The sequence below is a fragment of the Bacillus sp. BP-3 genome, from assembly GCF_028401955.1.
Lineage (GTDB): Bacteria > Bacillota > Bacilli > Bacillales > Bacillaceae_G > Bacillus_A.
In genome coordinates, this window is record NZ_JAQOTJ010000019.1 from 1 (window position 1) to 19,627 (window position 19,627).

Annotated in this window: 21 protein-coding genes, 1 rRNA gene and 2 other annotated features (1 of these 24 cut by a window edge); all 22 genes read left to right on the forward strand. The window is 37.6% G+C overall.

The genetic code is table 11. The features are described 5' to 3' along the window. Positions 1-129 precede the first annotated feature (129 nt). The 22 genes from rrf to rplA all read left to right on the forward strand — a co-directional run bounded on the left by rrf (position 130) and on the right by rplA (position 19,484). Positions 130-245: ribosomal RNA gene (rrf, locus tag PLX19_RS21740) — 5S ribosomal RNA — on the forward strand. A gap of 265 nt (positions 246-510) precedes the next feature. Continuing rightward, positions 511-972, forward strand: a complete 462-nt coding sequence (locus PLX19_RS21745; RefSeq protein ID WP_272190960.1) for a CtsR family transcriptional regulator — start codon at positions 511-513, stop codon at positions 970-972. Between the two features lie 96 nt (positions 973-1,068). Then, a complete protein-coding gene (locus PLX19_RS21750) occupies positions 1,069-1,617 on the forward strand; it encodes a UvrB/UvrC motif-containing protein (protein WP_272190962.1) in 549 nt (182 codons plus the stop codon). A 4-nt stretch (positions 1,618-1,621) separates the two neighbouring features. Continuing rightward, positions 1,622-2,695: a protein arginine kinase gene (locus tag PLX19_RS21755; RefSeq protein WP_272190963.1), complete on the forward strand. Its 1,074-nt coding sequence runs from the start codon at positions 1,622-1,624 to the stop codon at positions 2,693-2,695. A 13-nt stretch (positions 2,696-2,708) separates the two neighbouring features. Then, positions 2,709-5,144, forward strand: a complete 2,436-nt coding sequence (gene clpC, locus PLX19_RS21760; RefSeq protein ID WP_272190964.1) for an ATP-dependent protease ATP-binding subunit ClpC — start codon at positions 2,709-2,711, stop codon at positions 5,142-5,144. Between the two features lie 94 nt (positions 5,145-5,238). After that, a complete protein-coding gene (radA, locus tag PLX19_RS21765; protein WP_272190965.1) occupies positions 5,239-6,615 on the forward strand; it encodes a DNA repair protein RadA in 1,377 nt (458 codons plus the stop codon). Between the two features lie 3 nt (positions 6,616-6,618). Then, positions 6,619-7,692: a DNA integrity scanning diadenylate cyclase DisA gene (gene disA / locus PLX19_RS21770; RefSeq protein ID WP_272190966.1), complete on the forward strand. Its 1,074-nt coding sequence runs from the start codon at positions 6,619-6,621 to the stop codon at positions 7,690-7,692. A gap of 160 nt (positions 7,693-7,852) precedes the next feature. After that, complete coding sequence (locus PLX19_RS21775; RefSeq protein ID WP_272190967.1) at positions 7,853-8,953, forward strand: PIN/TRAM domain-containing protein; 1,101 nt, start codon at positions 7,853-7,855, stop codon at positions 8,951-8,953. Between the two features lie 16 nt (positions 8,954-8,969). Beyond that, positions 8,970-9,650 carry a 2-C-methyl-D-erythritol 4-phosphate cytidylyltransferase gene (gene ispD, locus PLX19_RS21780; RefSeq protein ID WP_272190968.1) on the forward strand — a complete coding sequence of 227 codons (681 nt, stop codon included), beginning with the start codon at positions 8,970-8,972 and terminating at the stop codon, positions 9,648-9,650. A 163-nt stretch (positions 9,651-9,813) separates the two neighbouring features. Next, positions 9,814-10,290 carry a 2-C-methyl-D-erythritol 2,4-cyclodiphosphate synthase gene (ispF, locus tag PLX19_RS21785; protein WP_272190969.1) on the forward strand — a complete coding sequence of 159 codons (477 nt, stop codon included), beginning with the start codon at positions 9,814-9,816 and terminating at the stop codon, positions 10,288-10,290. 89 nt (positions 10,291-10,379) lie between these two features. Next, complete coding sequence (gene gltX / locus PLX19_RS21790) at positions 10,380-11,837, forward strand: glutamate--tRNA ligase (RefSeq protein WP_272190970.1); 1,458 nt, start codon at positions 10,380-10,382, stop codon at positions 11,835-11,837. Between the two features lie 48 nt (positions 11,838-11,885). Then, positions 11,886-12,124 (forward strand) — a binding site (T-box leader). A gap of 77 nt (positions 12,125-12,201) precedes the next feature. Continuing rightward, positions 12,202-12,867 carry a serine O-acetyltransferase gene (gene cysE, locus PLX19_RS21795; RefSeq protein WP_272190971.1) on the forward strand — a complete coding sequence of 222 codons (666 nt, stop codon included), beginning with the start codon at positions 12,202-12,204 and terminating at the stop codon, positions 12,865-12,867. Further along, a complete protein-coding gene (gene cysS, locus PLX19_RS21800; RefSeq protein WP_272190973.1) occupies positions 12,848-14,245 on the forward strand; it encodes a cysteine--tRNA ligase in 1,398 nt (465 codons plus the stop codon). The genes cysE and cysS overlap by 20 nt, the downstream gene beginning before the upstream one ends. A 2-nt stretch (positions 14,246-14,247) precedes the next feature. Beyond that, positions 14,248-14,649, forward strand: coding sequence for a Mini-ribonuclease 3 (locus PLX19_RS21805; RefSeq protein WP_272190975.1), 402 nt, complete (start codon positions 14,248-14,250; stop codon positions 14,647-14,649). 2 nt (positions 14,650-14,651) lie between these two features. Beyond that, the gene (rlmB, locus tag PLX19_RS21810; protein ID WP_272190976.1) at positions 14,652-15,395 is read left to right on the forward strand and encodes a 23S rRNA (guanosine(2251)-2'-O)-methyltransferase RlmB; all 744 of its coding nucleotides are present in this window, start codon (positions 14,652-14,654) and stop codon (positions 15,393-15,395) included. A 2-nt stretch (positions 15,396-15,397) separates the two neighbouring features. Then, entirely contained in the window at positions 15,398-15,910 is a 513-nt protein-coding gene (locus PLX19_RS21815; protein ID WP_272190977.1) for an NYN domain-containing protein, read from the forward strand. 67 nt (positions 15,911-15,977) lie between these two features. Continuing rightward, a complete protein-coding gene (locus tag PLX19_RS21820; protein WP_429756564.1) occupies positions 15,978-16,658 on the forward strand; it encodes an RNA polymerase factor sigma-70 in 681 nt (226 codons plus the stop codon). A gap of 338 nt (positions 16,659-16,996) precedes the next feature. Further along, entirely contained in the window at positions 16,997-17,143 is a 147-nt protein-coding gene (rpmG, locus tag PLX19_RS21825; protein ID WP_081625682.1) for a 50S ribosomal protein L33, read from the forward strand. A 32-nt stretch (positions 17,144-17,175) separates the two neighbouring features. Further along, positions 17,176-17,355: a preprotein translocase subunit SecE gene (secE, locus tag PLX19_RS21830; protein WP_020062280.1), complete on the forward strand. Its 180-nt coding sequence runs from the start codon at positions 17,176-17,178 to the stop codon at positions 17,353-17,355. Between the two features lie 126 nt (positions 17,356-17,481). Next, positions 17,482-18,015 carry a transcription termination/antitermination protein NusG gene (gene nusG / locus PLX19_RS21835; RefSeq protein WP_272190978.1) on the forward strand — a complete coding sequence of 178 codons (534 nt, stop codon included), beginning with the start codon at positions 17,482-17,484 and terminating at the stop codon, positions 18,013-18,015. A gap of 169 nt (positions 18,016-18,184) precedes the next feature. After that, on the forward strand, positions 18,185-18,610 hold the full coding sequence (gene rplK, locus PLX19_RS21840; protein ID WP_001085872.1) for a 50S ribosomal protein L11: 426 nt from the start codon (positions 18,185-18,187) through the stop codon (positions 18,608-18,610). Between the two features lie 181 nt (positions 18,611-18,791). Next, positions 18,792-19,484, forward strand: a complete 693-nt coding sequence (rplA, locus tag PLX19_RS21845) for a 50S ribosomal protein L1 (protein ID WP_035433734.1) — start codon at positions 18,792-18,794, stop codon at positions 19,482-19,484. Between the two features lie 49 nt (positions 19,485-19,533). Then, positions 19,534-19,627: a sequence feature (ribosomal protein L10 leader region), on the forward strand; it runs 48 nt beyond the window's last position.

Below are 19,627 nucleotides of genomic sequence, written 5' to 3' on the forward strand. Positions count from 1 at the left end.
GAGCTGACGAATACTAATAGATCGAGGACTTAACCATATAATATGAAGCAAATGTTATCTAGTTTTGAAGGAATATATTTTTCAAAATTCCTTTTGACATTCTGAAAAGAATGTGTATAATAATAAAAGTCTGGTAATGATGGCAGAGAGGTCACACCCGTTCCCATACCGAACACGGAAGTTAAGCTCTCTAGCGCCGATGGTAGTTGGGACTTTGTCCCTGTGAGAGTAGGACGTTGCCAGGCAAATGAAAGACGAGTCAGTAGACTCGTCTTTTTTTGTTGTTTATTCTGTAAATATTCTGTAAAAAATGAATTGAAAATCTTCTGGGATGGAAGTTCATTTTATAATTAGGAAACTTTATATTCCTTATTCATAAAATAAAGAACGGCTGATTAAACGTGAGAAAATATGGATAGGATAGAGAAGGAAGCAAAAGAGTTGCAAAATTTTTTAATACGTATATAATTAAAGTCAAAGATAGTCAAAGTCAATAAAGGTGGAGGATAAATGAGAAATATATCTGATATTATTGAACAATATCTAAAGCAAGTTATTGACTTAAGTAATAATAATGCAATTGAAATTAAAAGAAACGAAATTGCTGATAAGTTTGATTGCGTGCCATCTCAAATTAACTACGTTATTAATACTCGGTTTACGTTAGAAAGAGGATTTGTAGTGGAAAGTAAACGAGGTGGCGGAGGTTACATTCGCATTATAAAAGTCAAATTGCATGATGATATAGACATTATTGATCAAATGTTACAAATGATTCAGTATAGTATTGCTCAGTCAAGCGCTGAGAGTATAATAAGGCGTTTAGCTGAAGAAGGCATTGTTACAAGCAGGGAAGCAAAGCTTATGTTTAGTGTGTTAGATCGATCTGTATTACTAACAGACTTACCGCTTCGAGATGAACTGCGAGCACGTATACTTCGAGCGATGCTTAGAACACTGAAATATAAGTAAAATTTCTTTTAGGAATAATCTATCTCCTAAAGGTTAGTTGAACGAATAAGGTTATAAATTCATAATTCGTTCCTATTGTAAAGGTGGGGAAATACGTTGATTTGTCAAAACTGTAATTCACAATCAGCAACGCTACATTTTACAAAAGTAATGAATGGAGAAAAGACGGAGATTCATCTTTGCGAGCGGTGTGCACAAGAAAATGGATATACGTCTTTCTTTCAATCAAATAAGTCTAGTTTTTCATTTCATAATTTATTAGCAGGTTTACTGCATGTTGAAGAACCTACACTTAAGAAAAAAACAAAGGGCTTTTCAGATACAGAGCCGTTGCAATGTTCGAAATGTAATATGACGTATTCGCAATTTGCAAAGATCGGTAGATTTGGCTGCGCTTCTTGTTATGAAACATTTAAAGAACAATTGCAACCAATGTTAAAGCGGCTTCATGGTGGGTATACAAGTCACAATGGGAAAATTCCTAACCGTATAGGAGGAAATATTCATCTAAAAAAAGAATTAGATGATTTAAAACTAAAATTGCATGAATGTATACACCAAGAAGAGTTTGAACAGGCTGCAGAATTACGTGATAAAATTCGCAGCTTAGAAAACCAGCTTCGTGAGCATAGAGAGGGGGAATAGTTCTATGTCACTTGATCGAATTATGAACGAAGCAATTAGTCCGTGGATGAGGGAAGATGGTCCTGATTCTGATATTGTTTTAAGCAGTCGTGTTCGATTAGCTCGGAATATACGAGATTACCAATTCCCGACTATGTTAATAAATGAAGAAGCGGAGCAAATGATTAAAGTGTTTCAAGAAAGGTTTACTAATCAAATAGTTGAACCTTTTGGGATATTTGAACTTTTACAAATGAATAGCATTCAGCCGTTGCAGCGTAGAGTATTAGTAGAAAAGCACCTTGTAAGCCCGGATTTAGTGGGAACAGAATATGGTGCTTGTTTATTATCTGAGAATGAACAAGTAAGCATTATGATTAATGAAGAAGATCATATTCGCATTCAATGTTTATTTCCAGGATTACAGTTATCAGAAGCGCTGCATAGTGCAAATCGCATTGATGATTGGATAGAAAGTCAGGTTGAGTACGCATTTGATGAACAAGTTGGTTATTTAACGAGTTGTCCTACAAATATAGGAACGGGTTTACGAGCTTCAGTGATGATACATTTGCCCGCTCTTGTTTTAACAGGACAAATGAACCGTATCGTTCAAGCGATTAATCAACTTGGTTTAGTGGTAAGAGGAATATATGGTGAAGGTAGTGAAGCGTTAGGAAATATATTTCAACTTTCGAATCAAATGACACTAGGAAAACCTGAAGAAGATATTGTAGAAGATTTAAAAAGTGTTGTTCAGCAACTTATTCAACAAGAGCGAGCAGCGAGAGAATCAATCATGAAAAACTCAAGCGTAGAGCTTGAGGATAAGGTATATCGTTCGTATGGTGTATTGGCAAATAGTCGCTTAATTGAATCAGCTGAGGCTGCAACATGTTTATCGGATGTGCGACTTGGCATTGATATTGGATATATCGAAAATATATCCAGAAATATTTTAACAGAGTTAATGATACTTACACAGCCGGGAATTTTGCAGCAATATGCTGGTGGTCCACTGCAACCTGATGAAAGAGATTACCGCAGAGCAGCACTTATTCGTGAAAGATTACAAATTGAACAAAATCGAGCGAAGTAGGAGTGTGATTTATATGATGTTTGGAAGATTTACAGAACGAGCACAAAAAGTATTAGCGTTATCCCAAGAAGAAGCAATTCGCATTGGTCATAATAATATTGGTACGGAGCATATTTTACTCGGTCTTGTACGAGAAGGAGAAGGAATTGCTGCGAAAGCATTAGTCGCACTTGGATTAAGCCCGGAGAAAGTTCAAAAGGAAGTAGAGGCGCTAATTGGGCGTGGTACGGAGATGTCTCAAACAGTTCACTATACGCCACGTGCAAAAAAAGTGATAGAGTTGTCTATGGATGAAGCGCGTAAACTAGGTCATTCTTACGTGGGAACGGAGCATATTTTACTTGGTCTTATTCGCGAAGGAGAAGGGGTTGCAGCCCGTGTTTTAAATAATTTAGGTGTAAGTTTAAATAAAGCACGTCAACAAGTACTTCAGCTTCTTGGTAGTAATGAGACAGCATCTGGCCATCAAGGTGGTGGTTCTGCTAATGCAAGTACACCGACACTTGATAGTTTAGCTCGCGATTTAACAGCTGTAGCTCGTGAAGGACGTTTAGATCCAGTGATTGGCCGCAGCAAAGAGATTCAACGTGTAATTGAAGTATTAAGTAGAAGAACAAAAAATAATCCTGTATTAATCGGAGAACCTGGTGTTGGTAAAACAGCGATTGCTGAAGGATTAGCACAACAAATTGTAAACAATGAAGTTCCAGAAACTTTGCGTGATAAGCGTGTTATGACATTAGATATGGGGACTGTAGTTGCCGGTACGAAATATCGCGGTGAGTTTGAAGACCGCTTAAAGAAAGTTATGGATGAAATTCGTCAAGCTGGTAATATTATTTTATTCATTGATGAGCTTCATACATTAATAGGTGCGGGCGGTGCAGAAGGAGCAATTGATGCATCCAATATTCTAAAACCATCATTAGCACGCGGGGAACTGCAATGTATTGGAGCAACAACGCTAGATGAGTATCGTAAATATATTGAGAAAGATGCGGCATTAGAACGACGTTTTCAACCAATCCATGTGGATGAACCAAGTTTAGAAGAATCAATTCAAATTTTAAAAGGATTACGTGATCGTTATGAAGCGCATCATCGCGTTTCTATTTCAGATGAGTCGATTGATGCAGCTGTAAAATTATCTGATCGTTACATTACAGATCGTTTCCTACCCGATAAAGCAATTGATCTAATTGATGAAGCAGCTTCAAAGGTTCGATTACGTTCTTATACAACACCACCAAATTTAAAAGAGCTTGAATTGAAACTAGAAGAGGTAAGAAAAGAAAAAGATGCAGCGGTGCAAAGTCAAGAATTTGAGAAAGCAGCTTCTTTACGTGATATGGAACAACGTCTACGTGAGAAATTAGAGGATACGAAGCGTCAATGGAAAGAGCAGCAAGGTAAAGAGAACTCAGAAGTGACAGTAGAAGATATTGCAAATGTTGTTTCAACATGGACGCGAATTCCAGTTTCAAAGCTAGCTCAAACAGAAACAGACAAACTATTGAACTTAGAAAATATTTTACATGATCGTTTAATCGGACAGGATGAAGCTGTAGTTGCGGTTGCAAAAGCAGTGCGCCGTGCAAGAGCAGGTTTAAAAGATCCAAAACGTCCAATCGGTTCCTTTATTTTCTTAGGACCAACTGGAGTTGGTAAAACAGAACTTGCACGGGCATTAGCGGAATCTATGTTTGGTGATGAGGATGCAATGATTCGTATTGACATGTCGGAGTACATGGAGAAACATTCTACTTCTCGTTTAGTTGGATCTCCTCCAGGCTATGTTGGATATGAAGAAGGTGGCCAATTAACAGAAAAGGTTCGCAGAAAACCATACTCTGTTGTTTTACTTGACGAGGTAGAAAAGGCGCATCCAGATGTATTCAATATTTTACTGCAAGTACTAGAAGATGGTCGTTTAACTGATTCAAAAGGCCGTACAGTCGATTTCCGTAATACAATTGTGATTATGACTTCCAACGTCGGTGCAGATGCATTAAAACGAAATAAACATCTTGGATTTAATGTGCAAGATGAAAGTCGTGATTATGCAGATATGAAGGGTAAAGTAATGGATGAGTTGAAAAAAGCATTTCGTCCTGAGTTCTTAAACCGTATTGATGAAATTATTGTGTTCCATACATTAGAGAAGAAACATATTAAAGAAATTGTGACTCTTATGGTAGAACAGTTAGTTAAACGTTTAAAAGAACAAGAGATTGATTTAGAGTTAACAGATGCTGCGATTGAAGCGATTGCTGATAAAGGATTTGATCCAGAGTATGGTGCCCGTCCACTACGTCGTGCGATTCAAAAACATGTTGAAGATCGATTATCGGAAGAACTTCTTAAGGGAGTTGTTGAGAAAGGTCAAAAAGTTGTTTTTGATACAGAAGGGGAAACATTTGTCATTCGCAGTGCAGAAAAGGTAAAATAAACATAGACAAACAAAAGGGGGCTAAACAATAGCCCTCTTTCTTGTACAAGAAAGAAATATTTTTGTTACACATGAAAGTGAAGTGTAAAAAACGATGGCTAAAAAGAAAACAAAATTTACATGTCAAGAATGTGGTTATCAGTCACCGAAGTACATGGGAAGGTGTCCAGGATGTGGACAATGGAATACCTTAGTCGAGGAGATGGAACCGGTTGTATCATCACGTCGACTTAATTATGCAAATGCAATTCAAACTGAAGTAACGAAGCCTCGTCGTTTGAAAGAAGTGGAAACGAAAACAGAAGCGCGTATTGAAACGAATTTTCAAGAATTTAACCGGGTTCTTGGAGGAGGAATTGTAGATGGTTCTCTCGTACTTATAGGAGGGGATCCTGGTATTGGGAAATCTACATTGCTGTTGCAAATATCATCACAACTAGCAGACCTTTCCTATGATGTCTTATATATATCAGGGGAAGAATCCGCAAAGCAAATTAAACTTCGGGCAGATCGTCTTCATGTAAATGGAGATAATTTATTTGTTGTATCAGAAACAGATTTACAACGAATTGCATTATATATAGATGAAATGAATCCATCATTTGTTGTAATTGATTCTATTCAAACGATTCATTTACCGGAAGTAACTTCAGCACCGGGAAGTGTCGCACAAGTACGTGAATGTACAGCAGAATTGATGAAACTTGCGAAAACAAAAGGAATTCCTATTTTTATTGTAGGGCATGTAACGAAAGAAGGAGCTATTGCCGGCCCTCGTATGTTAGAACATATGGTGGATGCTGTTCTTTATTTTGAAGGGGATCGTCATCATACATATCGAATTTTGCGGGCAGTAAAAAATCGCTTCGGTTCAACCAATGAGATGGGGATTTTTGAAATGAAGGAACTTGGTCTTTCAGAAGTGTTAAATCCTTCTGAAATCTTTCTAGAAGAAAGGCCTGTGGGTGTTGCGGGTTCAACGGTTGTTGCCTCTATGGAAGGGACAAGGCCCGTTTTAGTAGAAATACAAGCATTGATTTCACCTACAAGTTTCGGGAATCCAAGAAGAATGGCAACGGGAATTGATCATAATCGTGTCTCTCTTATTATGGCAGTGCTAGAAAAAAGAGCAGGGTTATTGCTCCAAAACCAAGATGCTTATTTAAAAGTTGCTGGAGGAATTAAGTTAGATGAACCTGCAGTAGACTTGGCAGTTGCGATAAGTATCGCATCAAGTTTTCGTGATAAAACGACTTCCCCAGGAGATGCGGTTATTGGTGAAGTGGGCTTAACTGGAGAAGTTCGCCGTGTCTCTCGTATTGAACAACGTGTACAAGAGGCGGCAAAATTAGGGTTTCAACGTGTAATTATCCCAAGGAAAAATTTGGGTGGATGGACGATTCCAGATGGGATTGAAGTAGTTGGCGTATCAAATATAGGAGAGGCTCTTCGATTTGCACTAGGAGGATAAGATATGGAAGAAAACAAGCAACGTTCTAAAAGTATTATTAATATTTTGCAGCTTGTTGCACCAGGGACACCGCTAAGAGAAGGAATTGATAATGTGCTTCGCGCACAAACGGGTGGGCTTATTGTACTCGGATACAACGAACAAATTAAAAGTATTGTTGATGGAGGATTTCATATTAATTGTGCCTTTTCACCTGCTAGTCTATACGAACTAGCAAAAATGGATGGAGCTCTGATTTTAAATGAAACGGGGAGTAAAATCTTAATTGCGAATGGACAGTTAGTTCCGGATCCAACTATCGAATCCATTGAAACAGGTATGCGTCACCGAACAGCAGAGCGAGTGGCGAAGCAAACAAATAGTCTTGTTGTTGCTATTTCACAAAGACGAAACGTAATTACTCTATACCGAGGGAACTTACGTTACACATTAAAAGATATTGGGGTTATTTTAACAAAAGCAAATCAAGCAATTCAAACATTAGAAAAATATAAGGCTGTATGGAATGAAGGGATAACAAATCTTGGTATCTTGGAATTTGAAGAAGCCGTTACGATGTCTGAAGTTGTGCATGTATTGCATAGCGTTGAGATGATGCTGCGTATTAAAAATGAAATCTTTAGTTACATTCATGAGTTAGGAACAGAAGGAAGACTTATTCGTTTGCAGTTAACAGAATTGATTGTTGACGTAGAAGCAGAAGCTGCACTATTAATTAAAGACTATTATCATGAAAAAACACAGGATCATTATCAAATTTTAAAAAAATTACAAGATCTTGCAAATGCCCAACTTCTAGAAGACAGTGATTTAGTGAAACTACTTGGATATTCTGGACAAATGAAACTAGAAGAAAGCATTACACCACGAGGGTATCGAATTGCAAGTAAAATTTCTAGAGTTCCACCTCTTATTATTGAAAATCTAATTAATCGTTTTAAGAATTTACAAGGAATTTGCCGCGCAACAATTGCAGATTTGGATGATGTGGAAGGAATTGGAGAAGTGCGGGCGAAAAAGATACGAGAGGGTTTAAAACGGATTCAAGAACACTTATATATGAGCAGACACAATTAAGAATATTACATTGATTTCATAATATGACGACACTCAAAGATTTTTTATATATGATATGATATATTGGTAAATAAAACAAATCATGAAAAAACACGTCCACTTTTGCACTCGAGGTTTTGAGTGGCGAAGTAATGGTTAATAATGAGTAGGAGGTGGTTGAATGTTAAAACGAATCGTACAGCTTTTCTTTTTAGTTATTGGGGGAGCATTAGGGATTTTTCTTATTCCAAAAGTGATTGATATGTTGGGTGTAGGTGCAGTACCTTGGCTTGAAGGTTCTTATATTCGTGCAATTATTGGTGCAATCATTTTATTTTTAACAACATTTTGGCTTGTAGATTATATTGTTCAGCTTATTAAACATATTGAGGAATCGCTTGTAAAAGCACCTGTTACAGATGTTTTATTTGGAACATTAGGATTAATTTCAGGACTAATTGTTGCGTATTTGATCTTGATTCCGATTCGCGAAATTACCATTCAAGTCATTAGTACAGTATTGCAAATCTTTTTCACACTATTACTTGGTTACTTAGGATTCCAAGTAGGGTTTAAAAAGAGAAATGAATTGTTAGGGCTGTTTACATTACCGCAGCGCGGAGGAAAGAAAAAAAATACAAGCAATGAAAATGAGGAAGTAGAAGCGTCAACTTCCGATTGGAAAATACTAGATACCAGTGTTATTATTGATGGGCGTATTGCGGACATTTGCCAAACGAAATTTTTGGAAGGAACAATTGTCATTCCACAATTTGTGTTAGAAGAATTACAACATATTGCTGATTCTTCGGATGCGTTAAAGCGTAATCGCGGACGAAGAGGCTTGGATATTTTAAACCGTATTCAAAAAGAGTTGCCTATCCCAGTAGAAATTTATGAAGGTGATTTCGAAGACATTCAGGAAGTCGATAGTAAGCTTGTGAAACTAGCAAAATTAACTGGTGGAACTGTTGTTACGAATGACTTTAACTTAAATAAAGTTTCTGAACTGCAAGGTGTGACAGTTTTAAACATCAATGATTTAGCAAATGCCATAAAGCCCGTTGTACTTCCAGGTGAAGAGTTAAGGGTATATGTCGTAAAAGATGGGAAAGAGCAAAATCAAGGTGTTGCTTATTTAGATGATGGTACAATGATCGTCGTTGAAGACGGTAGAGAGCATGTTGGTTCGCAAATTGATGTACTTGTTACAAGTGTATTGCAAACATCTGCAGGCCGTATGATCTTTGCCAAACGCAAATTGTTAGAGAAAGCGTTATAAGTAGAGGGTTAGAACGATGTATACATTAATTATTCCAGCTGCAGGACAAGGTAAGCGTATGGGTGCGGGGAAAAATAAGTTGTTTTTGCAACTTGATGATGTTCCCATTATTATTCATACATTACGGGCTTTTGAAAAAGATGACCAATGTAGACAGATTATTTTAGCGATTAATGAGAGCGAACGTTCTTATTTTGAAGAACTTCTTCAAAATTATTATATTCAAAAAGATATCCAATTTGTTCAAGGCGGGAATGAGCGCCAGGATAGTGTATATAATGCTCTGATGTATGCAAGAGAAGGAGAGTATGTACTTGTTCATGACGGGGCACGTCCGTTTGTAACGAAAAAGATGATTGAAGATGTATTGCAAATGGCGAAAGAAAAAGGTGCCTCTATTTGTGCGGTACCTGTGAAAGATACAATTAAAAAAGTGATGCATGATGCTGTTGTTGAAACAGTAGAACGTTCCCAACTGCGAGCGGTTCAAACACCGCAAGGGTTTCATGTTCCTATTTTGTTAGAGGCTCACGAGAGTGCAAAACAAGCGGATTTTCTTGGGACTGATGATGCCAGCTTGATAGAACGTCTTTCTAAAGAGGTAGGCGTTGTAGAAGGAAGTTATTACAATATTAAGGTGACAACACCTGAAGATTTAGTGATTGCTGAAAGCTTCTTGCGAGTTTTGCAAATATAGTAGCGATGTTATAATAGAAAAGCTCGGTAGCTACCGAGCTTTTCTATTATAGAGTGGAAAATTCGGCGAGCGGGCATGTAAAGGGCCGCTCGAGTAATATAATGTGAAGCTGCCCGTTAGAGCGGGATAAAATTTATTAGTGTAGTTTGAGGAGGAATTGAAAATGTTTCGAATTGGACAAGGTTTTGATGTGCATGCATTTGCAGAAGGAAGACCATTAATTATTGGTGGTATTACAATTCCATATGAGAAGGGTTTACTTGGACACTCGGATGCTGATGTCCTTTTACATACAATTGCAGATGCTTGTTTAGGAGCAATCGCTGCGGGAGATATCGGTAAGCACTTTCCAGATACAGATCCTGCATTTAAGGATGCAGATTCAGCTGTGCTTTTGAAAAAAGTATGGGAGTTTGTTGCAGAGAAAGGATATGTACTTGGAAACTTAGATTGTACAATTATTGCTCAAAAGCCAAAAATGGCACCGCATATTGAAAGTATGCGTGTGAGAATTAGTGAGCTGCTACAAACAGACATCGAGAATGTTAATGTAAAAGCAACGACGACAGAAAAATTAGGTTTTACAGGACGAGAAGAAGGCATTGCTTCACAGGCTATTGTATTGTTACAGAAAAAATAGTTGTTTTTAATTCGTAAGATGGATAATCATAATTTTTTGGTGTACAATTAAGGAATCTGTTGACATTAAGAATGGAAGGTGTACCAATTATGGAAAAGCAAGTGAGAGTGCGCTATGCGCCAAGTCCAACAGGACACTTACATATCGGAAATGCACGTACGGCATTATTTAACTATTTATTCGCTCGTAGTCAAAACGGAAAATTTATTATCCGTATTGAAGATACAGACATAAAGCGTAATATTGCTGGCGGCGAAGAAAGCCAATTAACGTACTTAAAATGGCTTGGCATGGACTGGGATGAAAGCATCGATGTTGGTGGTGAATACGGTCCGTACCGTCAAATGGAGCGTTTAGATATTTATAAAAATTTATATGAAGATTTACTTGAGCGTGGTTTAGCTTATAAATGTTATATGACAGAAGAAGAATTAGAAGCGGAACGTGAAGGGCAAATCGCTCGTGGTGAAACGCCTCGTTATGCAGGTAATCACCGTGAACTAACAGAAGAACAAGTAAAACAATTCGAGGAAGAAGGACGCATTCCGAGCATTCGTTTCCGTGTACCTGAAAACCGTGAATATGTTTTTAATGATATTGTAAAAGGTGAAGTATCCTTTAACTCAAATGACTTCGGTGACTTTGTTATCGTGAAGAAAGATGGTATTCCAACTTATAACTTTGCGGTAGCGGCAGACGATCATTTTATGGAGATCTCACACGTTCTTCGTGGTGATGACCATATTTCGAATACACCAAAACAAATGATGATTTATGAGGCATTTGGTTGGGATGTACCGCAATTTGGTCATATGACGTTAATCGTAAATGAGAGCCGTAAAAAGTTAAGTAAACGTGACGAATCAATTATTCAATTTATTGAACAATATGAAGCGCTAGGATATCTTCCAGAAGCAATTTTTAACTTTATCGCATTATTAGGTTGGTCACCAGTAGGGGAAGAGGAAATTTTCTCTAAAGATGAGTTTATTGAAATGTTCGATGCAGCTCGTTTATCGAAATCACCAGCGTTATTCGATTCGCAAAAATTAAAATGGATGAATAACCAATATATGAAGAAGCAAGACTTAGATCGCGTTGTCGAATTGAGCTTACCGCATTTAGTGAAAGCCGGCCGTGTAAGTGAAAACCCAAGTGAAAAAGAATCAGCTTGGATTCGCGATGTAATTGCTCTATATCATGATCAAATGAGTTTCGGTGCTGAAATTGTTGAACTATCTGATATGTTCTTTAAAGATCATGTAGATTATGAAGAAGAAGGACAAGAGGTACTGAAAGGTGAACAAGTACCAGAAGTTCTTCGCGTGTTTGCAGCAGAATTAGAAGCATTAGAAGAAGTAGAACCTGCAGCAGTTAAAGCAGCGATTAAAGCGGTTCAAAAACAAACTGGTCAAAAAGGAAAAGGTTTATTCATGCCAATTCGTGTTGCAACAACTGGCCAAACGCACGGACCAGAACTTCCAAATGCAATTGCACTTCTTGGAAAAGAAAAAGTTTTAAATCGTGTTCGTAAAGTAATTAGTTAACATTTTATGGATTTAGAAATATAATGAAAATACTCCAAAATGAAATAAACAAAAGCGACGAGAAGGAGAAGTAGAAAATCATGCTTTTCACAGAGAAAACCATCATTTGGCTGGAAGTGGTTTAAAAGCGGATTTTTGAAGTGCCCCTTTGAGTCTTCTGCTGAACAACGAGCGTACTTCGAGAAACGTGAAAGTAAGCAGAAGCGGTATAAACCGTTATCATGTTTGAGTTTGAGGTCTTTTTAGGCCTAAACAGAGTGGAACCGCGCTTGTAAGGCGTCTCTGTCTATAGACAGAGGCGCCTTTTTCTATACATGAAAGGTATGGGGGAAGTATCACTTTAAACAAAAAAGGGGGAACACCGATGTTTAAGAGGCTTCGGGAGGATATTGAAGTCGTCTTTGAACAGGATCCAGCAGCGAGAAGTCATATCGAAGTAATTTTAACTTACTCTGGATTGCACGCAATTTGGGCACATCGTATTGCGCACGCCTTTTATAAACGAAAATTCTTCTTTTTTGCACGTACGATCTCGCAAATGAGTCGTTTTTTTACAGGTATTGAAATTCACCCAGGGGCAACGATTGGTCGTAAATTTTTTATCGATCATGGTATGGGGGTTGTAATTGGAGAAACGTGTGAAATTGGAGATAATGTGACAATATATCAAGGCGTTACGTTAGGTGGCACAGGAAAAGAAAAAGGGAAACGTCATCCAACAATTAAAGATAATGTGTTAATTGCAACAGGTGCGAAAGTGCTTGGATCGATTACAGTTGGAGAGAATTCCAAAATTGGTGCTGGTTCAGTTGTGCTGAAAGAAGTGCCTGCGCATTCCACAGTTGTAGGAATTCCTGGTCGTGTCGTAATTCAAAATGGTGTAAAAGTAGGGCAAGAATTAAATCATTGTGATCTTCCGGATCCGATTTTTGATAAGTTGAAAGCGATGGAAGAAGAGCTTGAGCAATTGAAAAAACAACTAGTATTGAAAACAGAAAGGACGGATAAAAATGACTATTCACATTTATAATACGTTAACACGTCAGAAAGAAGCGTTTATTCCTTTAGAAGAAAATAAAGTGAAAATGTATGTATGCGGACCAACTGTATACAATTACATTCATATTGGGAATGCGAGACCACCTATGGTATTCGACACAGTACGTCGTTATTTAGAACATAAAGGATACGATGTACAATATGTTTCTAACTTTACTGATGTAGATGATAAATTAATTAAAGCGGCGAATGAGCTAGGAGAAGATGTTCCAACAATTGCAGATCGCTTTGTTGAAGCGTACTTTGAAGATGTAACTGCACTAGGTTGCAAACATGCGACAGTTCATCCTCGTGTAACAGAAAATATGGATATTATTATTGAGTTTATTCAGGAACTTGTGAATAAAGGTTATGCATATGAATCTGAAGGTGATGTGTACTACAGAACGAAAGAATTTGAAGGATACGGTAAATTATCACATCAACCAATTGCAGACCTGCGTCATGGCGCGCGCATTGAAGTTGGAGAAAAGAAACAAGATCCACTTGACTTTGCGTTATGGAAAGCAGCGAAAGAAGGAGAAATCTTCTGGGATAGCCCTTGGGGGAAAGGTCGTCCAGGGTGGCATATTGAATGCTCAGCAATGGCACGTAAGTATTTAGGTGATACGATCGATATTCATGCTGGTGGGCAAGATTTAACATTCCCGCATCATGAAAATGAAATTGCGCAGTCAGAAGCACTGACGGGAAAAACATTTGCACGCTACTGGATGCACAATGGATATATTAATATTAATAATGAAAAAATGTCTAAATCGTTAGGTAACTTTGTTCTTGTTCACGATATTATTAAGCAGTACGATCCGCAATTAATTCGTTTCTTTATGTTATCTGTGCATTATCGCCACCCGATTAATTTTAGTGAGGAATTATTGCAGCATACAAGTAATGGATTAGATCGTATTAAAACGGCTTATGGTAACTTAAAGCATCGTATAGAAAGTAGTACAGATTTAACGGATCACAATGAGAAGTGGTTAGCTGAGATGGAGAAATTCCAGAATGCATTTGAAGAGGCAATGGATGATGACTTTAATACAGCAAACGCAGTAACAGAGCTATACAACTTAGCAAATCATGCAAATCAATATTTATTAGAAGAGCATACATCAAAAGTGGTAATTGAAGCATACATGAAGCAATTTGAAATGTTATTTGGAATTTTAGGATTAGAATTAATGAAAGAAGAATTGCTTGATGAGGAAATTGAAGCATTAATCCAAAAACGTATTGAGGCTCGAAAAAATCGTGATTTTGCATTATCTGATCAAATTCGCGATGAGTTAAAAGAGCGTAACATTATTTTGGAAGATACACCACAAGGTACAAGATGGAAAAGAGGCTAAACATGATTGATGCAAAGCAATTAAATAGCTTAGCGTTAGCGTATATGGGTGATGCGGTATATGAACAATATATCCGCTATCACCTACTTCAAAAAGGGACAGTTCGTCCAAATCAACTACATCGTTTGGGGACAAGCTTTGTTTCTGCAAAAGCGCAAGCAAAAGTGGTTTATCATTTACTAGAGACATCATTTCTTACTGAGGAAGAGGAAGCTGTATTAAGAAGAGGGCGTAATGCAAAGTCAGGTTCTGTTCCGAAAAATACAGATGTACAAACGTATCGACATAGTACTGCTTTTGAAGCGTTGATTGGATATCTTTATTTATTAAATCATCAACCGAGAATAGAAGAGATTGTATATGAAGCGATTCGTGTATTAGAGAATAAGGAAGGGGGCGCGTAAGCGTGAATAGTGAATATATTATTGGTCGTAATCCTGTAATTGAAGCGCTGAGATCAGGTCGTGATATTAATAAGATTTGGATTGCAGAAGGTGCTGCGAAAGGACAAGTGCAAATTGTAATTGCATTAGCGAAAGAAAACAAAATTTTAGTACAGAATTCACCGAAGAAAAAATTAGATCAACTTGTAGAGGGGAATCATCAAGGTGTAATTGCACAAGTGGCAGCATATGAATATGCAGACTTAGAGGATTTATTTGCAGTAGCAGCGAAGCGGAATGAAGATCCTTTCTTTTTAATTCTTGATGAGATTGAAGATCCACACAACTTAGGTTCTATTATGCGTACGGCAGATGCGGTAGGAGCTCACGGGATTATTATTCCAAAGCGCAGAGCAGTTGGTTTAACAGCGGCAGTTGCAAAGGCTTCGACGGGAGCGATTGAATATGTTCCGGTTGCTCGTGTGACAAATTTATCGAGAACAATTGATGAATTGAAAGAGCGTGGACTTTGGATTGCAGGTACAGATGCAAAAGGAAAAGATGACTATCGTAATTTAGATGGAAAGATGCCGATTGGCTTAGTTATTGGTAGTGAAGGGAAAGGTATGAGTCGCCTTATTGGTGAAAAATGCGACTTCCTCATTCATTTGCCGATGGCTGGTAAAGTTACATCCTTAAATGCCTCAGTTGCTGCTAGTTTGTTAATGTATGAAGTGTATCGGAAACGTCATCCAATCGGTAAGTAAGGATGAATGATATTTTAATCGTTGATGGCTACAATATTATTGGGGCTTGGGCAGATTTGAGAAAGCTAAGGGATGTAGACTTGCAGGCTTCACGCGATTTACTTATTGATAAAATGGCAGATTATCAAGGATATACAGGCACGCAAATTATAATTGTATTTGATGCATATTCTGTTTATGGAATCGAAAAGAAGATGAAGCAAGCGCGTGTTGACGTAATTTTTACAAGAAAGAACCAAACAGCCGATGAGAAAATTGAGCAGCTCGCAATTGAACTGCGAAATATTAATACGCGTATTTATGTTGCGACGTCTGATTACACAGAGCAGTGGGCCATTTTTGGACAAGGAGCTCTGCGTAAATCAGCGCGTGAGTTAGAGATAGAAGTTCAGGCGATGGAGCGAACTGTACGTCATGAAACGAAGAGAACAAAAGAAGCGCAACCGGCTATGCGAACGATATTTAGTGGGGAAGTTGCAGAAAAATTAGAAAAATTAAGACGAGGAGGGCGTTGAAACATTGACGCTCTCCTTGCGCTTACTGTATAATATTGCTAAATAACTAGCGGTCGGAGGGATCAGATTGGAAGTAGACTTCGTAAGCGACAACAATGTTATATTTAGTGGTTTAGAGGATGAAGAGATAGTTGAATTAGTAAGGAAAGGGAATGTAGATGCGCTAGAGTATTTGATTCATAAGTACAAAAACTTTGTTCGCGCTAAATCAAGATCTTATTTTTTAGTTGGTGCTGATCGTGAAGATATTATTCAAGAAGGTATGATTGGATTATTTAAGGCAATTCGTGATTATAAAGAGGACAAGCTATCTTCCTTTAAAGCTTTTGCGGAATTATGTATTACACGTCAAATTATCACCGCTATTAAAACTGCGACAAGACAGAAACATATTCCTTTAAATTCGTACGTATCTTTAGACAAACCAATTTATGATGAAGAATCTGATCGCACTCTGTTAGATGTTATATCTGAGGCGAAGATGACGGATCCTGAAGAGATGATTATTAGCCAAGAAGAGTATGTTGATATAGAGTTGAAAATATCTGAATTATTAAGCGATTTAGAAAGAAAAGTACTGTCTTTGTACTTAGACGGAAGGTCGTATCAGGAGATTTCAGAGCAATTGAATCGTCATGTGAAGTCCATCGATAATGCTCTGCAACGAGTAAAAAGAAAACTAGAACGTTACATGGAAATGAGAGAAACGGCAAGTGTTAATTCATCCTCTGTTAAGAGAAAGATATAAGTGCCAATTGAAAAGATGAATACTTTTTAGATGGGTGAAGGTATTTGACTATACATAGAAGTGGTCAGATCCATTTGCCACACATACACGAATTAAAATAAAGGGCAAAAACGAGCGGGGCAATTTTATTTTATAAAGTAGTGGCTTAGTATGTTGGGAAATAAAAAGTGGATTTATATAGACACTGCTTAAAGGTATATTAAAATAATTGATTAATATATAAAAGAGAGGTTTTTCCTCTCCTTTTCTTTTTAGAGTAGGTGGGAAGTGTCATTGACATTGTCTTTTATTGTATGATACATTTTTAAGGAAATAATGTTACAAGGCTGGTGTAACAGATGAGAAAAAAAGTTGTACTCGCATGTGAAAAGTGTAATAATCGAAACTATTCCACAATGAAAGATACAAGCTCAGTAGAGCGTCTTGAAATAAAGAAATTTTGTAAAACATGCAATGCGCATATGATTCATAAAGAAACAAAATAAATAATCGTAATTATGCACTGGAGGTCCCGGAAATGCGTTTGACGAACTTTTTTGGCGATGTAAGCCGTGAAATGAAAAAAGTAAGTTGGCCGAAAAAAGATGAATTATTCCGTTCGACACTTACTGTAATTGCAACCGTTGTGTTCTGTGCAGTTTTCTTTGCAGTGGTGGATATGGGGATTTCTTCTTTAATTCGTTTAATTCTTGAATAAGAAGCACTTATACATGATATAATGTTAATGTTATTTATACGAACTGTGTAAAAGCCCGGTGAACGGGTTTTTTCATTTGCACGAAAAAATGTACGTCAGGGAGGGAAGGACGGTCGTCCTAAATTAATGGAAAAACGTTGGTATGTTGTCCATACTTATTCTGGATATGAAAATAAAGTAAAAACGAACCTAGAGAAACGTGTAGAATCAATGGGTATGCAAGATAAGATTTTCCGTGTTATTGTTCCAGAGGAAACAGAAGTAGAAATGAAAAACGGAAAAGAGAAAGTAACTAAGAGGAAAGTATTTCCTGGCTACGTGTTGGTAGAAATCATCATGACGGATGATTCTTGGTATGTTGTTCGTAATACACCGGGGGTAACGGGGTTTGTTGGTTCTTCTGGATCGGGTTCAAAACCATCTCCGTTGTTAGAAGAAGAAGTTGTTGTGATCTTAAAACACATGGGAATGGAAAATGAAGTGGTTGACTTTGATTTCGAACTTCATGAAACAGTACGTGTGAATGAAGGTCCATTTGCAAACTATACAGGTGCTATTAATGAAATTGACCTAGAAAAGCAAAGGGTTACAGTACTTGTTGATATGTTTGGTCGCGAAACTTCAGTTGAGCTAGACTTCCACCAAATTGAAAAATTATAAAATCAAACTTGAAATGAATTGTAAAAAGTGATAATATCTTTAAGGTCAATACGTCTTCGGTAACGAAGACGTTTTTTGAAAAATTTTATCGCTAAAGATAAAATATGAAGTGGGAGGGCAAAAAATAATTGCCCATTGACCACATCACGGACTTAAGGAGGTGTGTCTCGTGGCTAAAAAGGTAATTAAAATGGTAAAACTTCAAATTCCTGCAGGTAAAGCTAACCCAGCTCCACCAGTTGGTCCAGCATTAGGACAAGCAGGTGTTAACATCATGGGCTTCTGTAAAGAGTTCAACGCTCGTACAGCAGATCAAGCTGGTCTAATCATTCCTGTTGAAATTACAGTATTTGAAGACCGTTCATTCACTTTCATTACTAAAACTCCTCCTGCTGCTGTTCTTCTTAAGAAAGTAGCTGGTATCGAGTCTGGTTCTGGTGAACCAAATCGTAATAAAGTGGCAACTGTTAAGCGTGATAAAGTTCGCGAAATCGCTGAAACTAAAATGCCTGACCTAAACGCTGCTAGCGTAGAAGCTGCAATGCGTATGGTTGAAGGTACTGCACGCAGTATGGGCATTGTTATCGAAGACTAATTCGATTTGTTTTTTTTGTAAAAGAGGTTGCGGGTCTGGTGTTCCAATTCGCAACCTTTATTATCGTAAATGAATGTCGTTTTTTAAATAAAAGGATGGGCGCACATCCTCGATTGTATCGAAAAGAAGGCGTAAACGTGGGAGGTTATTCCGCTAAAACCACATTGAGGAGGAAATAAAAATGGCTAAAAGAGGTAAAAAGTACGTAGAAGCTGCAAAGCTTGTTGATCGCGCGACTGCTTACTCTGCAACAGAGGCAGTAGAATTAGTAAAGAAAACAAACACAGCTAAATTTGATGCAAGTGTAGAAGCTGCATTCCGTTTAGGTGTTGATCCTAAGAAAGCTGACCAACAAATTCGTGGTGCAGTTGTTCTTCCACACGGTACTGGTAAAGTACAACGTGTATTAGTATTCGCTAAAGGCGAAAAACTAAAAGAAGCTGAAGCTGCTGGAGCTGACTTCGTAGGTGATGCAGACTACATCAACAAAATCCAACAAGGTTGGTTTGACTTTGACGTAGTAGTAGCAACTCCTGACATGATGGGTGAAGTTGGTAAACTTGGTCGTGTATTAGGACCTAAAGGTTTAATGCCAAACCCTAAAACTGGAACAGTTACTTTCGACGTAACAAAAGCAGTTAACGAAATCAAAGCTGGTAAAGTAGAATACCGCGTTGATAAAGCTGGTAACATCCATGTACCAATTGGTAAAGTATCTTTCGAAGATGCGAAATTAGTTGAAAACTTAGAAACGGTTGCTGATGCACTTCTAAAAGCTAAACCAGCTGCTGCAAAAGGTACTTACATGAAGAACGTAACAGTTGCTTCTACAATGGGACCTGGCGTACGTGTTGACGTTTCAACTATTGCGTAAAAATTGGAAGTTGACTTCATGATGAAGTTCTAATATAATCATCTATGTTGTGAATTTTAATAGTGTACCGTAGACAGTAGGTGCCATTTTGGCTTAATATCCTACCGAGGTGTAAATATACGGAACGGAATTTTTCTGTGACT